Origin of the sequence: Streptomyces anulatus, assembly GCF_014650675.1 — a bacterium.
GTDB classification, from domain to species: domain Bacteria; phylum Actinomycetota; class Actinomycetes; order Streptomycetales; family Streptomycetaceae; genus Streptomyces; species Streptomyces anulatus.
In genome coordinates this window covers 153,206-168,060 of sequence record NZ_BMVK01000002.1, presented here as the reverse complement: position 1 = coordinate 168,060, position 14,855 = coordinate 153,206, and the positions used below count along the sequence as shown (strand labels likewise).

Annotated in this window: 13 protein-coding genes; 2 read left to right on the top strand and 11 right to left on the bottom strand. The window is 73.9% G+C overall.

The features are described from left to right. Window positions 1-7 precede the first annotated feature (7 nt). The 11 genes from IE272_RS05470 to IE272_RS38590 form a co-directional block, all read right to left on the bottom strand. Window positions 8-2,296, bottom strand: a complete 2,289-nt coding sequence (locus IE272_RS05470; protein ID WP_190006381.1) for a peptidoglycan recognition protein family protein — start codon at window positions 2,294-2,296, stop codon at window positions 8-10. A 290-nt stretch (window positions 2,297-2,586) separates the two neighbouring features. Beyond that, on the bottom strand, window positions 2,587-3,453 hold the full coding sequence (locus IE272_RS05465; RefSeq protein WP_408997626.1) for a terpene synthase family protein: 867 nt from the start codon (window positions 3,451-3,453) through the stop codon (window positions 2,587-2,589). Between the two features lie 545 nt (window positions 3,454-3,998). After that, the gene (locus IE272_RS38595; RefSeq protein ID WP_229897213.1) at window positions 3,999-4,865 is read right to left on the bottom strand and encodes a zinc ribbon domain-containing protein; all 867 of its coding nucleotides are present in this window, start codon (window positions 4,863-4,865) and stop codon (window positions 3,999-4,001) included. Between the two features lie 508 nt (window positions 4,866-5,373). Further along, a complete protein-coding gene (locus IE272_RS05455; protein ID WP_050362340.1) occupies window positions 5,374-5,949 on the bottom strand; it encodes a phage tail protein I in 576 nt (191 codons plus the stop codon). Then, window positions 5,946-7,907 (bottom strand): putative baseplate assembly protein, encoded by a 1,962-nt coding sequence (locus IE272_RS05450; RefSeq protein WP_190006378.1) that lies wholly within the window; start codon window positions 7,905-7,907, stop codon window positions 5,946-5,948. The genes IE272_RS05455 and IE272_RS05450 overlap by 4 nt, the downstream gene beginning before the upstream one ends. Beyond that, complete coding sequence (locus IE272_RS05445) at window positions 7,907-8,356, bottom strand: GPW/gp25 family protein (RefSeq protein ID WP_050362342.1); 450 nt, start codon at window positions 8,354-8,356, stop codon at window positions 7,907-7,909. The genes IE272_RS05450 and IE272_RS05445 overlap by 1 nt, the downstream gene beginning before the upstream one ends. Beyond that, window positions 8,353-8,670: a PAAR domain-containing protein gene (locus tag IE272_RS05440; RefSeq protein WP_012378964.1), complete on the bottom strand. Its 318-nt coding sequence runs from the start codon at window positions 8,668-8,670 to the stop codon at window positions 8,353-8,355. Before IE272_RS05440 ends, IE272_RS05445 begins: the two co-directional genes overlap by 4 nt. Window positions 8,671-8,774: 104 nt before the next feature. Continuing rightward, window positions 8,775-10,556, bottom strand: coding sequence for a VgrG-related protein (locus tag IE272_RS05435; protein WP_190006377.1), 1,782 nt, complete (start codon window positions 10,554-10,556; stop codon window positions 8,775-8,777). After that, window positions 10,553-11,275, bottom strand: a complete 723-nt coding sequence (locus IE272_RS05430) for a CIS tube protein (protein WP_050362344.1) — start codon at window positions 11,273-11,275, stop codon at window positions 10,553-10,555. Before IE272_RS05430 ends, IE272_RS05435 begins: the two co-directional genes overlap by 4 nt. 49 nt (window positions 11,276-11,324) lie before the next feature. Next, window positions 11,325-11,750, bottom strand: coding sequence for a phage tail protein (locus tag IE272_RS05425; RefSeq protein WP_007457195.1), 426 nt, complete (start codon window positions 11,748-11,750; stop codon window positions 11,325-11,327). A gap of 67 nt (window positions 11,751-11,817) precedes the next feature. After that, complete coding sequence (locus tag IE272_RS38590; protein ID WP_229897212.1) at window positions 11,818-12,231, bottom strand: hypothetical protein; 414 nt, start codon at window positions 12,229-12,231, stop codon at window positions 11,818-11,820. 1,258 nt (window positions 12,232-13,489) lie between these two features. Between IE272_RS38590 and IE272_RS38585 the strand changes: the two genes are divergently transcribed. Together IE272_RS38585 and IE272_RS38580 are read left to right on the top strand one after the other, a co-directional pair. Further along, the gene (locus IE272_RS38585; RefSeq protein WP_229897211.1) at window positions 13,490-13,636 is read left to right on the top strand and encodes a hypothetical protein; all 147 of its coding nucleotides are present in this window, start codon (window positions 13,490-13,492) and stop codon (window positions 13,634-13,636) included. Window positions 13,637-13,651: 15 nt separating this feature from the next. Beyond that, window positions 13,652-14,782 carry a hypothetical protein gene (locus IE272_RS38580; RefSeq protein WP_229897210.1) on the top strand — a complete coding sequence of 377 codons (1,131 nt, stop codon included), beginning with the start codon at window positions 13,652-13,654 and terminating at the stop codon, window positions 14,780-14,782. Window positions 14,783-14,855: the final 73 nt, after the last annotated feature.

The following is a 14,855-nucleotide window of genomic DNA, read 5'->3' as shown; positions in this document are numbered from 1 at the left end:
CGGGCGGCTACTTCAGGTAGACCAGCCCGTCCGTGGTCAGGGCCGGGCGGCCCGTCGTGCCGACGACCACGATCTTGACCGTGTGCTTGGCGCTGGAGGACCAGGACTTCGTCCAGATCGCCTGCCGGTACTTCGTGGTCGACGACTTCAGGTCCACCGTGGCGGCCTTCTTCCCGTCGACATACACGTATGCCTGCCCCGAAGTGGTGGCCCGCGACACCACCCAGGCGGCTGACCGGCCGGTGAACGTCCAGGTCAGACTGGCGCCCTTGGTGCTGCTGGAGTACGACCTGCCGCCCAGGTAGCTGCTGGAGGACTTCGTGGTCCACTTACCGCTCTTGGTGGCGGCGGACTCCTGGAGGATCACCGGGGTGCCGGTGACCGAGGCGGCGGCCCTGTTGCCCGCGCGGTCGTACGCCGTCATCTTCCAGGCGGTCGCCGTGGCGGGCTTCGCGGTGTGCGAGGCGCTGCCCGTGGTCGGGCCGTAGGTCTTCGCGACGGGGGCGGTGAGCCGGACCTCCTTGAGGGAGGCGGCGTCGGTGGCCTTCCACTTCAGGGTGAGCGGGACGGCGGTGGAGTTCACCGTGCCGGTGCGCAGGGTGAGGGCCGGCTTGGTGGAGAAGACCGGCGGTGCGGTGTCGGCGACCACGGTCGCGACCGGGGACAGGGAGGTCTTCCCCGACTGGTGGGTGGCGCGGACCTGCACGGAGTGCTTGCCGGCGACGAGGGTGGCAGGGGCCGAGGTGACGTTGCCCTTGACGGTGGCCACCGGCTTTCCGCCGACGAGCAGTTCGTAGCTCTTGACGAAGGCGGCGGGGGTGGTCGCCTTCCAGCCGACGGTGATCTTCGACCGGGTGTAGTACGTGGAGCCGGAGGCGTTCGCCCCGGTCACCGAGGCGATGGTGAGACCGGTGACGGGTCCGGCGGCCAGGGAGCGGATGGCGGGGAGCTGGCGGTAGAGGGAGAGGCCGGGGCACTCGGTGGCGAACCCGTCCCGGTGCCCGGAGATCCGCGGGAAGGCGTACTGGCTTCCGGCGACGAACTGCTTGTGGTCCATGTTGTTGCCGTTCGCCCCGGCGGTGAGCTGGACCGAACCGCCCGGGTCGGCCTTGTACTGGCCGAGCTTCCACGCGGCGACGCGGGCGACGGAGGTGGTCGCGGCGGTCGCGGCGCTGGTGTCGGTGTACATGCCGATCACGGCGATACCGGTGGTGTCCCGGTTGAACCCGTAGGTGTGCGCTCCCATCACGGGCCGGTCCACACCGCCCTTGCGGCCCTCGAAGACCGTGCCGCACTTGTCGACGATGAAGTTGTAGCCGAGGTCCTTCCAGCCGTTCGACTTCACGTGGTACGTGTGCAGACCGCGCACGATGGCCGCCGAGTCGGCGCAGGAGTACGCGTTCGTCTGCGCCGTGTGGTGGACGAAGACGGCCTTGACCTGGTCCAGGTAGTCGGGCGCCTCGGTGCTGAGCGACTCGTCGGCCTTCCAGGCCGCCCGGGAGACGATCGGCGGCTGCGGAACGGTGGACGGCGGGGCGGGCGGGAGCGTCGGCGACGGTGAGGTGGTGGGCGTCGTCGGCGACGCGGACGGCGTCGGGGGCTCGGTGCTCGGCGTGGGGCTCGGCGGCGCCGGGGTCTCGGTGGTCGGGGTGGGCGACGGCTCGTCCGTGGGCTCCTCGACCGGCTCCTGCGAAGGCGGGGTGACCGGCGGCTCCTCGCCGGGCGTGGGCTCCTCGGAGGGGGTCTCCTCGATGCTGAACGCGGCCGGTTCGGCGGCGAGCGGGGTGGTGTCGCCGCCCGGGTCGACGGTGTCGAGCCGCAGCCCTGCGGGCAGCCCGGCGCGGGCGCCGTCCCCGGCCAGGACGCGGACCTCGACGCCGTCGGAGGGGCCGACCCAGCGGGGTTCGGTGGTGCCGCGGACCCCGGACCGGCCGGTCTCGGTGCGCCCGTCGATCTCGGTGTCCAGGGGCAGCCAGCCGGTCCAGTCGCCGGTCGCGGAGGACCGGGTACGGGCCTCGACGCTTCCCGTCACCCGAGCGGCGGGATCGGTCCAGGTGACGCCGAGCAGGCTGAACGGTTCGGTGTCGCGCCGCGCGAGCGACGCGGAGTCGCCGTCGGGCGAGGTCTTCAGCGCGGTCCTGTGCACATCGGGCTTCACCGGGGCGGACTTGGCGTCCGCCGCCTGCCCGTCGCGGTCGGGGCCGGAGGTGCCGGTCACGCCCTGGAACACCAGGACACCCGCCACGGCCGCCGTGGTGACGGCGGCCGTGGTCCACATTCTTCGCTGTGCTCTCACGTGTGATTCCCCGGGGACGACGTTGGCTGGAAGGCAGGGCATTCCGGCCGGTCAGTCGCTGACCGGGGGCACGACGTCTCCGTCGGCCCGGCCGGTGGGGGCGACCCGGGACATGCTTGCGGGCCCCAGTCTTCCATGCGGTCGGACCGGACCTCGCCCCCACCCTGCCCGGGCCCGGCGGGAAACGGCCGGGGGGCACGGCGGCCCGGGGATCGCCTCCCGGCGCGGGGTCCGGGAGACGATCCCGGGGCCCCGCGCAGGGTTGAGGAGTTCTTCGCCGGGCGGGTCGTTCAGGCGGCGAAGTACTGGGACAGCGAGTCCCGTTCGTCCAGCTCCACCAGATCCGGGCGGGTGTAGCGCTCGGCGCGCGCGTGGTAGTCGAAGTCGCCCCGTACGAGTCCCCGGTAGTCCTCCACGCACCGCTCCAGGGCCACCCGGGTGGGGCCGCCGATGCCCGCCGCCTCGATTTCGTCGATCAGTTCCTTTTCCGCCCGCTGCACCCGCTCGGCAATCCGGGCCAGTTGGATACCGGCCTCGTCGACCGCTTCCTGGAGGGTGCAACCCCGGTCGCGCTGAATCAGCCGTACGGCGTTGTGCTCGTACCCGAGAGCGGCTTCCTTCTCGAAGGAGCAGATGTCGTTGCAGAGCCCGGAATGATCGGTGACCGCGTTCCGCAGGGCGATATACGCGGGCAGGCTCCGGGCGGAATCCGGGAGGTCGATTCCGGCGGTGATCTCGTGCAGGCAGAGAAAGGGCTGCATGGCGACCGAATCCCGCCGGTGCTTGGCGAATTCTGCACGGCTCGGCACCTGTCCGGCGGCGCGCTCGACGGCCTCGGCGTAGTACGTCCACAGCCAGGCCGCCGTGTCCCGCCGGAACTGCCGGTTCCACTGCGGCGACCGCCCGCGGCAGGTGCGGTCCCGCAGCCCGGCGAGCGCCCGCTCCATCGGCCCGTTCGGCGCGGCCCCGTCGAAGACGTCCACCAGGCGGGTGATCGCCGTCTCGCACATCAGCGGATCGCGTCCGGCCGGGCCGTCGTCGAACTCGTCGTCCACCAGGAAGGCCCAGAAGAGCCATTGACAGAAGAGGTCGAGATGCTCCTGCGTGGCCTGCGGGAAGATGAGGGAAATCCATAGTTCCGGACGGGTCCGGATCATTTTCTTCCGGGCCGGTACGGACAGATCCAGCCCTTCGGATTCGGCCCATTCCCAGGCCGCCTCGCGGGTTTCCGTCAGGCCTGGATGACATCCAGCACTCTGGAACGGCATGTGAAACGCCGGTAACGTGATCTGGCTCATTGCTGCCCCTCGTCTGATGAATGCAGGCGGACGATATGAACGACGCATTCCGGGTGATCGGGCAAGGGACGGGCCCGCCGGGAGGCGGCGGCCGACAGCCCGGAGGCCGGGCGACGGGGCGACATGCGAGGTGGGAGGGCCATCACTGTCCTCCTTCCTCCGCCGGGAGCCGGGGCCGCCGGGGCAGAGTCGACGAGCCGGTGGGCGGGCGCGTCACCATGGGTAAGGCCCAGTCAACCCCGGGTGGGGGCGCGGAGGGAAGCCATTTGTGACCGAAATTGTTTGATCGTCAAGAACTCTCTGATCGTTACTGGGTAGTTGGTGAACTCATGGGGCCCTCGGCGTGGCGGTGACAGGTGTGCGGCCGGGAGCGTCGAGTGAACGGCGGAGTGGCGGCTTCCGGCTCAGGTGCGCTTGAAGAACTCGATCTCGCCGACCGCGATCGGCCGGCCCTCGCCCTGGCCTGCCGCCTCCCGCAGCACCAGTTGGACGGAGACGACATCGCTGATGCCCAACCGTGTCTCCTGCTTGCCGGGCTTGTCGTTGAGGGTCACCGTCTTCTTGTGCACCTTGTCGTCCTTCGTGGTGACGAGCAGCTCCGCCCGGGTCGGCCGCGCGCCCTGCCGGAATTCCTGCGGTTCCTTCGACACACCGCTGTACACCACGACGCCGACCAGCCGGAACGGCGTCTCGAACGAGGCGGTCAGCGACGCGCCGAGCGCGGGAGCGCCCCAGTACTTGTTCGTCAGGCCGTCGGTCGCCGCAGTCGCCGGGTGGCCGGGAGCCGAGGCACTGGCGGTCACCCCGGTGGGGCTGATCTCCCGCGTGCCGCCGAGCTTGTCCCGGACGTCCTCGAAGACGTAGCGCCCGAGCGGGAAGAGCAGGAAGCCCGCGACCAGCAGTCCGGCCACGACCAGGACCAGCAGCGTCCGCCGCAGCGCCCGGCCCGAACCGCCGCGCACCCGGCGGCGGAACGGCCACACCGTGCGCCACCACGGCAGCGCGGCGGGCTGTTCCCGGGCCCGGAGCGGAGCGGCGCACCGCCGGCAGAACTGCCGCCCCGGGAGGTTCGGCGTGCCGCAGGCCGGGCAGGGCGGACCGTCCGGCGTCTCGTCCGTCGCCACCGGCCGCACGACCGGCCGCCGGGCCACGGGCTTGGCCGGCCGCACCGCCCCGATCGGCTCGTCCTCCTCGTCCCCCTCGGACGCACTCCTGGAGGCCGGTGCGGATGCCGGGATTCCGGGACGTACGGGAGCGGGGGCGGGCCGCACCGGAGGCACGGACGGCGTCGCCGGTACGGGACTCTCCGGGGGTGCGGTGGGCTGCGGCGGTACGGGGGCGGGCGCGGGCCGAGCGGGCGGCTCGGGGCGTTGCGACTGTTCGGGCCGCTCCGGGGCTTCGGGGGCGGACCGCGCCGGTGGGCCGGATCGCTCCGAAGACGAAGACGAAGACGAAGGTGAAGGCGAAGACGAAGGTGCGGGTGCGGGGGCAGGCGTGGGCGCGGGCCGCGCCGGACGTGGGGGAGGGCCCGAGTCCGGTACGGGCGTCGTCGTCGTCGGCGGCGGCCCGGCCGGTTCCGGGGCCGGGTCGGGCTCCGGCTTCCGCACGGGCTCGGCCTCCGCCACCGGCTCCGGCCCAGCCACGGGCTCCGGCTCCGGAGCCGGCGTTCGCGTCGGCCGCGCGGGCTGGGAGGACCAGCCCAGGTAGCCGCCGCAGTTGCCGCAGAAGTCGTCACTCTCGCCGTTGGCCGTACCGCATGCCGGGCACGAACGCATCACGTCAGCTTCCTGTCTGTTCGGGTTCTCCGGGCGGGCCCGGCAGGACCTCCACCCGGCAGATGAGGTGGACGGGGCACGAGGCGGTGGCGACGTCCAGAACGCGGCGGGCGTCCACCGCGACGCCCTCGCGCACCGGCCAGACCCGCACGAGCAGTTCACCGGTCGGCGGCGGCGGGAGGGCGGCGCCCGGCTCGGCCGACCAGGTGGCGCCCCCGCCGTCCCGGACGTCCGCGTGCACACCGCAGCAGAGCCGAAGCCGCTCGACGAGCCCCCGCCGGGTGCCGCGCCACCGGTGCAGCTCGACGGCGCGCGCGACGACCGCCCGGCGCAGCTCGACCGGCCACGCCGGATCGGCCTCGACGCCCACCCAGGACGCCAGCCAGGGCAGGAAGTCGGCCGGGGCCAACGACGGGTCGAAGTAGGCGGGCAGGTTGTCCAGGGTGGACAGGACCGGGGCCAGCACCGTGTCCAGGCCCGCCGTGAACCGCTGGGCCAGGTCGTCGTCCGCGTACAGGGCGGGCAGCAGTTCGCCGATCGGGTACCGGCTGGGCAGCCCGGGTATCGCGGCCCGCGTCATGCGCCCTCACCGGCCCCGTTCGCGGTGACCACCACCTGGTGCTGGTGCGAGAAGACCAGGGCCCCCGGCGCCACGTCGACACGGTCCACCGCCGCCCCGCGCCGCCCGGTGATCGGGTCCGCCGGGAACAGCCGGACGTCCTCCACCAGACCGGCCCCCTCCACACCCTGGAGCACGGCGAAGACCTCCCCGTACTGCACGGGCCTGCCGAACGGCCACCCCCGGCCGTCCGCCCCGCCCCGCAACGGGTCGATGTGCCGGAACAGCGCCTCCAGCGCCTCCGCCCGGACCCGGTCCACATCGCCGGGCGCGGCCACCAGCCGGGCGACGACCGTGACGCCCTGGTAGGCGGGCGGCTCCACGACCAGCCGGGTGCCGACAAGACGCCGTTCGTCGAGCCGCTCGGTGACCGCCGCGAGCACCGGGTCCGAGGGGATCAGCTGCTCGAACCGCAGCCGGCCGTCCTCGTCGGCGGTCGCGTCGGGCACCACCAGCACCCGTACCGCACCGGCCTCGCCCGCCACGGCCGGCAGACAACGCACCCGGCGCAGCGACGGCGCGGCCTCCCGGGCGATGACCTCGTAGTCCTCGGCCGTCACCGCCCGCTCCTGCACCCGCAGGATGTTGGGCGCGCGCACCTTCGCGTTCTCCACGGTCTCCCCGTCGACCCCGCCGGTCGCCGCCTCACGGTTGTTCACGCCCGCGACGTACGGCACCGAACTGCGCAGCACGGAGATCGCGCCCCGGGCGACGTTCCCCGCCGCGCCGCCGCCCGTCCGGTAGCGCGGGACGCGGAGCTGGGCGCCCTTCTCCGGCACCGCGCCGTACGCGCGCATCGTGCCGTCCTGCTCCCGCACCTCCGGCGGGAACGCGAACTCCCCGGCGACGGCGTCGATCCGGACGTGCCGGTCACCGGGCCGGGACGCGCCGAAGTGCTCGACGGGGGTCCACACCTGCCAGCCCTCGTCGGTCGAGACCTGGACGACCGGCGGCTCCCCGTCCAGCAGCAGCGGAGCCCGGCTCACCGAGAAACGCTGCCCGGCGACGCCCTCGGACACCCCGAGGGGCACGTCGAGGACGGTCTCCGCGTGCTCCGCGGCCGCCGTGCCGCCGACCGTGAACACCTCGGCCTCCCGGATCGTCGGCGACTCCGAGTAGAACGGCTGGCCCGGCTCCGGAGCGGTGACCCGGCAGCGCAGCCACCCCGCCCGGGTCCCCGCCACGACGGACGCGGTGTGCCCGGCCGGGACGAACACGACGACCTCGCCCGGCCTGTTCAGCCCGCCGGTGCTGTCGGTGCCGGTCGCGCACGTCACCCAGCGGGCCCCGTCCCACGCCTCCCACACCAGCGGCGGCTGACGCGGGTCGACGCCCACGCCCTCCACCCGGCTGTCGAGGCGGACGGCGACGATGCACCGGGGCACGGCCGTCGGCAACCCGAACAGCAGGGCGTCACCGGGCTCCGGCCGGGACTGGAAGCACGGGATGTCCTTGCCCGCGCCGAGCGGTCCCGTCCGGTCCGTCTGCTCGCCCGACACCGGCGCGGTGACCAGCCGGACCAGCGAACTCGGCACGATCGGCAGGTCGTCGGAGGTGGAGAACACCACCGGCTCCTCGGCCTCCCCGCGCGCGGTGGCGACCTCGGTGCCCGCGAGGAGGTGCACGGTCTCCGGCTGAGGCGCGGACAGCCAGAAGTCGATCTCGGCCCGCGCAACGGCCGGCGGGAACAGGGTCACGCCCAGCAGATCGAGGAAGGCCGCGTAGTTCTTGTCCGGCACCCGGTTCAGCCGGTACAGCAACTGGTCGACCAGGTACGCGAACGTCTCGATCAGCGTGACCCCGGGGTCCGACACATTGTGGTCGGTCCACTCGGGGGAGCGCTGCTGGACGTACCGCTTGGCCTCGTCGACGAGCTGCTGGAAACGCCGGTCGTCCAGATTGGGCGAAGGCAGGGCCATCAGCGCACTCCCGCTTCCCGAGCACTCCCGGACGGGCTCTCGGAAGAGCCCTCCGACGACGGGATCGTGTAGAAGGGAAAGACGAGGTTGCGCAGGTCGTTGGTGGCCCGCACGGTGTAGTGCACGTCGATGTAGAGCGTGCCCTCCTCGATGGCGTCGAACGCGATCACCACGTCCGTCACCTCGATGCGCGGCTCCCACCGCTCCAGCGAGGTGCGGACCTCCTGCGCGATCCGCCCGGCCGTCGCCCCGTCGCCGGGCGCGAAGACGTACTCGTGGATGCCGCAGCCGAACTCCGGGCGCATCGGCCGCTCGCCGGGAGCGGTGCCGAGGATCAGGCCGATCGCCTCCTCGATCTCCCGGTCCCGCTCGACCAGCGCGATTCCGCCGGTCGGCCCCACCCGCAGCGGGAAGCCCCAGCCGCGCCCGATGAATCCGCCGCCGCTCACATCGGGCCCCCGATCAGGACGTTCAGCGCACCGCTGATGATGGGCGCGCCGCAGCTGGTGTTGTCCCGCATCCGGGCGGCGGGCAGCCCGCCGATCAGCACCTGGCCGGTGAGTGCGGCGGCCGGGTTGGGCATGATCACGTTGCCTGGCCCGAGCGCGGCGTGCGGAGGGACGACGCACACATGGAGGCTCCCGGTGACGGCCGCGGGCCGACCGCCGATGAGCACGGTGGCCACGGCCACCGCACCCGGGGGCGGGGTGCCGATGAGACCGCCGTGGGCGGTGCTGTCGCCCGTGCGGGCTGCGGGGGGCATGGCCGGGTTTCTCCTTGCTGTGAAAGGGACTTCGGGGCTGTCGGGCTTCGTCGCGGACGGACGGACGGATGGGCGGACGGATGGGGATACGGGCGGGCGGGCGGTCAGTTGATCCTGATGAGCTTGGCCTTGAGGACCGCGAGCAGTCCGCCGTCGACCGTGACCCCTGTCTTGCCGTTGACGGTCACCGAGCGGCCCTTGATGTTCACGTCGCCCGTAGCCCCCGCGTCGAGCGTGATGCCCGAAGCGGACAGCGTCACCGAGCTGAGTTCCCGGGTGCCGCCCCGGGCCTTCACCGTCAGCGTGATCTCGCCCTTCTTCTCGTCGAGCATCACATCGAGCCGCTTGTCACCGCTGGCGATGCGTACCCCGGACGGGCCGCGCGGAGCGTCGAGCAGCTCCAGCCGGTTGCCCGAACGGGACACCAGGGAGCGGCGGTTGACCTTCCCGCTCGTCGGATCGACCAGCGGGACGTCGTGCGGCGAGGGCTTGTCGACCCCGTTGTACAGACCGCCGAGCACGTACGGGCTGTCCAGCAGCCCCTGCTCGAACCCGACCAGCACCTCGTCGTTGACCTCGGGGCTGAACACCCCGCCGCCGCCCTGGCCGCCCCACTGCACCGTACGGACCCAGTCGGTGACGTACGTGTCGTCGAGCCACGGGAACTTCAGCCGCACCCAGCCGCGTTGGCCCCTGCCCTCCTCGCGGATGTCGGTGACCACCCCGATCGCCAGGCCCGGCATGCGGGGGCCGCGCGAGGGGGCGTTCCCGCCGGAGGCCAGCCCCGAGAGCGACCGGTCCGGCGAGGCGCTGACGATCACCGTCGTGCGGTAGCCGGTGTCCGGTTCGAGGACGTGGTGCGCGGCGGTCGCGGTGTAGCGGCCGGAGAAGGCGGGCCCCACGTTGCCGAGGGCCACCGGCATACCCGCCCGCAGCCGGGGGTTCCCGTAGGCGACCGCCTCGACCTCCCCGAAGCCGGCGCTGACCGATGCGGCGAGCGCACCGGCCACGGCCCGGGTCTCCGCCTGGGTGCGGTACGGGGTGTCGGCGATCGTCGTCCGGGAGCCCGGGCCGAACATCTTGGCCGCCGTCGACGGACTCATCCCCGGGGTGACGGTGTCGCTGCGGACGGACTGCTGCCGGGCCACCAGCCGGGTCTTGGTCTCGACGTTCCAGCCGCGCACCTCGACGCTGTCCGCCCCGTCCGCACCCGTCAGCACCGCACGCAGGGCCAGCAGGTTGTTCCCGTACTCCAGGACCATCGGGTTGCGCGTGGCGGAGGTCGTCGGCGAGGGGGCCGAGGAGGCGGGGTCCGGCTTGGTGAACTGCAGCCGTCCCTTGTCGTCCACCCGCACGGTGGCCCCGCTCTCGGCCGCGAGGTGCTGGAGGAACTCCCAGTCCGACACGTTCGGCTGGGTCACCTGCTTGTACGTGACCGGCGCGGCCTCGATCCGCCCGCAGGCCAGGCCCGCGCCGGCGGCGACCTTGCGGACGATGTCCGCCGTCTTCATGTTCCGGTACGCCATGACCTTCCGGCCGCGCTGGAGCCGGTGCGCCTTGGAGAACGCCCGCACGACGGTGAACGATCCGGTGGTGTCGGTGTCCAGCTCGACCGCGGTGACCTCCCCGGTGAACAGCCGCTCGCGCGCCCGGTCCTGCACGGTGACCACCGAGATCTTCAGCGGGGTGCCCATGCCGATGCCGGTCTTGGCGAGGAACGTGTGGTCGGGGTCCCGGTACATCAGTACGGCGGTGTCCGGCAGGCCCACGTTCTCGTCGACCACACAGCTCACCAGCTGGGTGGCCCAGGCGGCGGGCAGCTCCGCGGGCGCCTCGACGATCGGGTCGGCGGCGAAGGAACGGCCGGGGGCTTCCTTCCCGCTCATCGGTTCTCCTCCGCCAGGTGGTCTTCCCGCCCGGGCACGAGGAGCTCCCGGCCGGGCGTCAACTGCATGGGGTCGTCGATGTCGTTGGCGTGCGCGATGGTCCGCCACGCGGTGGCGTCGCCGTACTCCCGCCAGGCCAGCAGCGGCAGGCTGTCCCCGGCCACGACCCGGTGGGTGCGCCGCGCGTCCTTCGAACCCGACGTCGGGTTCTGTCCGGCCGGGTCGACGCTCGCCTCCTCGATCGACAGGGAGCAGGTGGCGCGCAGCGGCTTCCCGTCGACGTCGAACAGGGTGTAGGAGACCGAGAGGTTGGAGAGCACCCCGTCGAACGAGGTCGTCTTGGACGTCCCCCAGTCGAAGCGCACCCAGGGGCTGGCGGGCGTCTTGCGGGCCAGGCTCTTGGGAGTGGGGACACACGCGGTCATCAACTGTTCCACCGCTTTCTCCACGGAGTTGTCGTGCGTGGCGGTGGCGTCCAGGAAGACCTCCAGCGACAGGGCACGGGGCCCGCTGCCGACGAACTCGGGCAGCGCGGACTGCCCGGCCATCCGGGACGGGGTGCGCCGCCACTCGGTGCTCTTGCTCAGCGAGAGCTTCGCGGGGTTGAACTGCAACGTGAGGCGGGCGAGCGTCCCGCCGGGCTTGGCGCCGACGGTCGACGGCGGTTCCATGATGGTCAGCTGGGCGCGAGCGCGGCTCGCGCGGAGAGCGGGTGACATTGCGTTCCTCCTTCCTTCGTCCGGTTCCTGTCGGATGCGTCGGCCCCGGTCAGGAAGGCTCCAGCCCCTCGTGCGCGATCTCCAGCGTCTCGATCGCCGCCTGGGAGTTGGCCGGATCGAAGGACGGCCCCTGCCAGCGCACCGGCACGATGCCGTGCACCTGCCAGCTGATGATCCGGCTGAGGTCGGGGCGCAGCGCCACGATCTCGCCGTCCTTGGGCTCGACCCGCTGGATCGTCTCGTTCAGCCAGCGCGCGATCTTGAGGGTGTCGGCGGTCACCGGTCGGGTCAGCGTGATGTTCGTCCAGGTGATCCGCCCCGGCAGCTGCCAGGTAAAACCGTTGTTGCCGCCCTCGGCGTACGTCTCCATCTCCACCTCGGCGCCCAGGCCGGAGCAGGTGTGGAACGCGCCCAGGTCGCTGCCGCCGATCGCGAGCTTGAAGAACACGCTCGTCGCGAAGATGTTGTCCGTCATGCGTCTCTCGTCTTCTCTGCTGTCTCTCGTACGGGTCGTGCGGGGGTGGGCCGGGGCGGTCGTGCCGTCAGCGGCGGCCGTCGTGGAGCCGCCCGCTGCGTTCCCGGCCCCGGCGCAGATCGGCGCGGATGAGCCGGCTCACCGGGTCGAGGAGCCGACGGGCCAGCTCCTCGATCTCCGTACCGCTCAGCCGGTTCGCCGGAGGAGCGTCGGAAGCGTCGTCGGAGCCGGTGGCCTCCCGCGTCGCCCCGGCCGCGGGCTTAAGCGGGGCGGCCTGCACGGGAACCCCGGTGATCCCGGCGTTCGCCGCCGCACGCTGGACCGCCTGCGCCCTGCTCTCCGGGCGACCGCCTCCGGCGGCCTGTGCGGGCGCGCGGGGCGGCACCCGTACGTCGAGACCGGGCGGCCCACCGGGAGCACCGCCGCCCACGGGGGCCGGTCCGGTGAGCGGAGGACCGGCGCTCTCGGCCGCCACGGGCATCGGCAGCCGCTGTACGGGTACGGCGGCTTCCGGATGTGCCGCCGCGGGCGGATGCGGCCGGACGACGGGAACAGGACGCGTGCCGGGGGCGGTTGCGGACGCGGAAACCATCGACGGCGCTGACGGCGCTGACGGCACCGACGGCCCTGGCTGCATCCCCGGCCGGGCGGGCAGGGCGTGCGGGAGCGGCACCGCGCGTTGAACAACAGGGACCGGGACCCGGATCGGTGCAGGTGCAGGTGCAGGGGCGGAGGCAGCGGCATTGGCCTGGCCGGAGACCGGGGCGGCGTGCCGCGCGGAACCCTTCTGCTGAGCCTGGCGGGCCGCCCCCGGCCCGGAAGCCTGCTGCTGCGGCGGCGTGCCGGGCGGCGTGGGCGGGGGAGTCGTGGCCCGCCCGGACCGCCGTACGAGTCGCTGGAGTACGCCACCGGCGGACGGACCGCGCCCCGTGGGGGCTGCCGTGCTCCCCGGGACGCGCCCCGGTTCGCTTCCGACCCGCCGGCCGGTGGGTCCGGCGGTCCGGGTCTCGGTGCCTGGAGCCGGGTCCGTGAAGGCGGTGCCGCCCCGGTGCGCGGGGGACGCGGTCGCCGAGCGCTGGACCGTGGCCCCCGGAGCCGTACCGGAGGACGCCGGCCGCCGGGGACCGGCGCTCGGCCCGCCCCCGGTGCTCCCGCCGGCAGGGCCCGGCGACGGAGCGCCGGCGTCCGGCTGACGCACGTCGCGCCGCCAGGTGGCCGCCACGACCGGGCGCGCGGTGCTGCCGCCCGCTGTCGTCGTCGGAGGTGCCGAAAACCCTTCGGCGGAACCGGTGTTCACCGTCAGGGCGCGGCCGGAGAGCAGAGTCCGTGACCGCTGGACCGAGGGCGACGGCGTCGCACCGCTCAAGCCCTGCGACGCCGTACGGCCCCGAGCGACCGGCCGGACGCGTACCGGCTGCGGGGGAGCGGCGGCGGCCTGAGCGGTCCGGGTACGGGCGGGGTCCGCCGCGCGCTGGACGGCCGGGGTTCCGGGCGACGACGCGGCGGGCGTTGCGGACGCCGAGGGCACGGAGGACGCCGAGGGCCCTGCGGGTGCGACCGGGGCCGACCGCACCGGCATTGCGGAGGGAGCGTCCGGCGGCGCCGGAACGTGAGCCGGAACAGCGCGCCCGGGGCCCCGGGCGCGCCCCGGATCCGGCCGCGTTCCGGTGGACTCGTGGCCGCCGAGCAGCGGCGCGTCGCCGCCGAGCCGGGCGGTGGGCGGCAGCGAGGGAAGCGGCGTGCCGATCCCGCCCCGCGCACGGGCCCGTGTGCTGCCGGAGGCGTCGGGCCGCGGCGCCCGCTGCACCGAAGGGGAGGACCCCGACGGCGTCGGCGAACCGGAGGGCCGGGCGCTCGGGGACGACTGGGACGGCTGGGACGGCTGAGGTGCAGGGGATCGGGTGTCAGGCGACGACGACGGTGACGGCTGCTGCCGTGCCGACGCAGAAGCCGACGCCTTCGTCGGGCCGGCCGAACGGGAGGCGGGCGTCGAGGGAGTCATGGCAGCCGGAAGGCTCGGCGGGTCCGATGCCTGGCGCTGGAGCACCGGCATCTCGGCCGCCGGGTGGGCCGTGGCCGGGGCGGACGGTACGACGCCCGCCGGTCCGTCGGGGCCGGCCGTCCTGGCTCCGGCGGGCATCTCGCGCAGGGGCCTGCCCAGCGCGGGGCGGACCACATCGGCGGCGGGCCGGCCGGAGACACGGTCAGGAGACGGGGCGTCGCCCTCCGGAACCGTACGGTCCGGACCGCTCCGCCGCTCGGACGCGGACCCCTGGACGGCGGGGGCGGCAGCCGGCCCGGACGGCGCGGCCGATGACGAAGGAGCGGAGGCGGGGGAGACGGCGGGGGCGGCGGGCACGAGTCCGGCTATCTGCCGCAACGGCATCGCCGGACGCCGGGCGACGATCAGCGGCGGCGCGATCCGCTGCGGACGTACGGCGGCGGGAGTGCGCGCACCGGGCACCACGGCCGACCGGGCCGGGGCGGACGCACCCGACGCACCCGACGGCGACCGGTTCGCGTCGGCCGGGGCCGCACCACGCGCCGCGCCCGACCGCTGGACAGACGGCGGCGATCCGGGGCTCGGCTTCCCCGTCCCCGTCCCCGTCCCCGTACCGCCGTTCGTCCCGCTGCCCCTGCCCGTCGCCCGGGTCGTCACCGAGGTGGACGGCAGGTCCGTCGTGGGACCTGCGGGTTCGTCGGCGCCCGGGGGCCGGACCGCGCGCAGCAGCAGCGGTCCACCGGGGGAGGCGGACCGTGCCGCACCGGGGCGGGCGACACCGTGGATGAGGCCGACGGGGGCCGACGGCAGGACGGAGTGGCCGAGTTCGCCGCCGAGGGCCGGGTTCTGCCAGGAGGCCAGCCGTGACCGGAACCGCAGCCCGTCGCTCACGCCGATCGAGGACCGGGCGACGGTCACCGACGGCGGGGCCACCCGCCGCCAGCCGCCGTCCCAGCCACCGCCGTCAGCGCCGGAAGCCGCCGAGGCACCGGAACCGGAGTCGGAACCGGAACCTGAGTCGGAACCCTGACCGGGACCGGCAGCAGGGCCGGAGTCCGGGACGGGAGCGGGTACGGCGGACACGTCGGCGTGCCCGCCGCCCT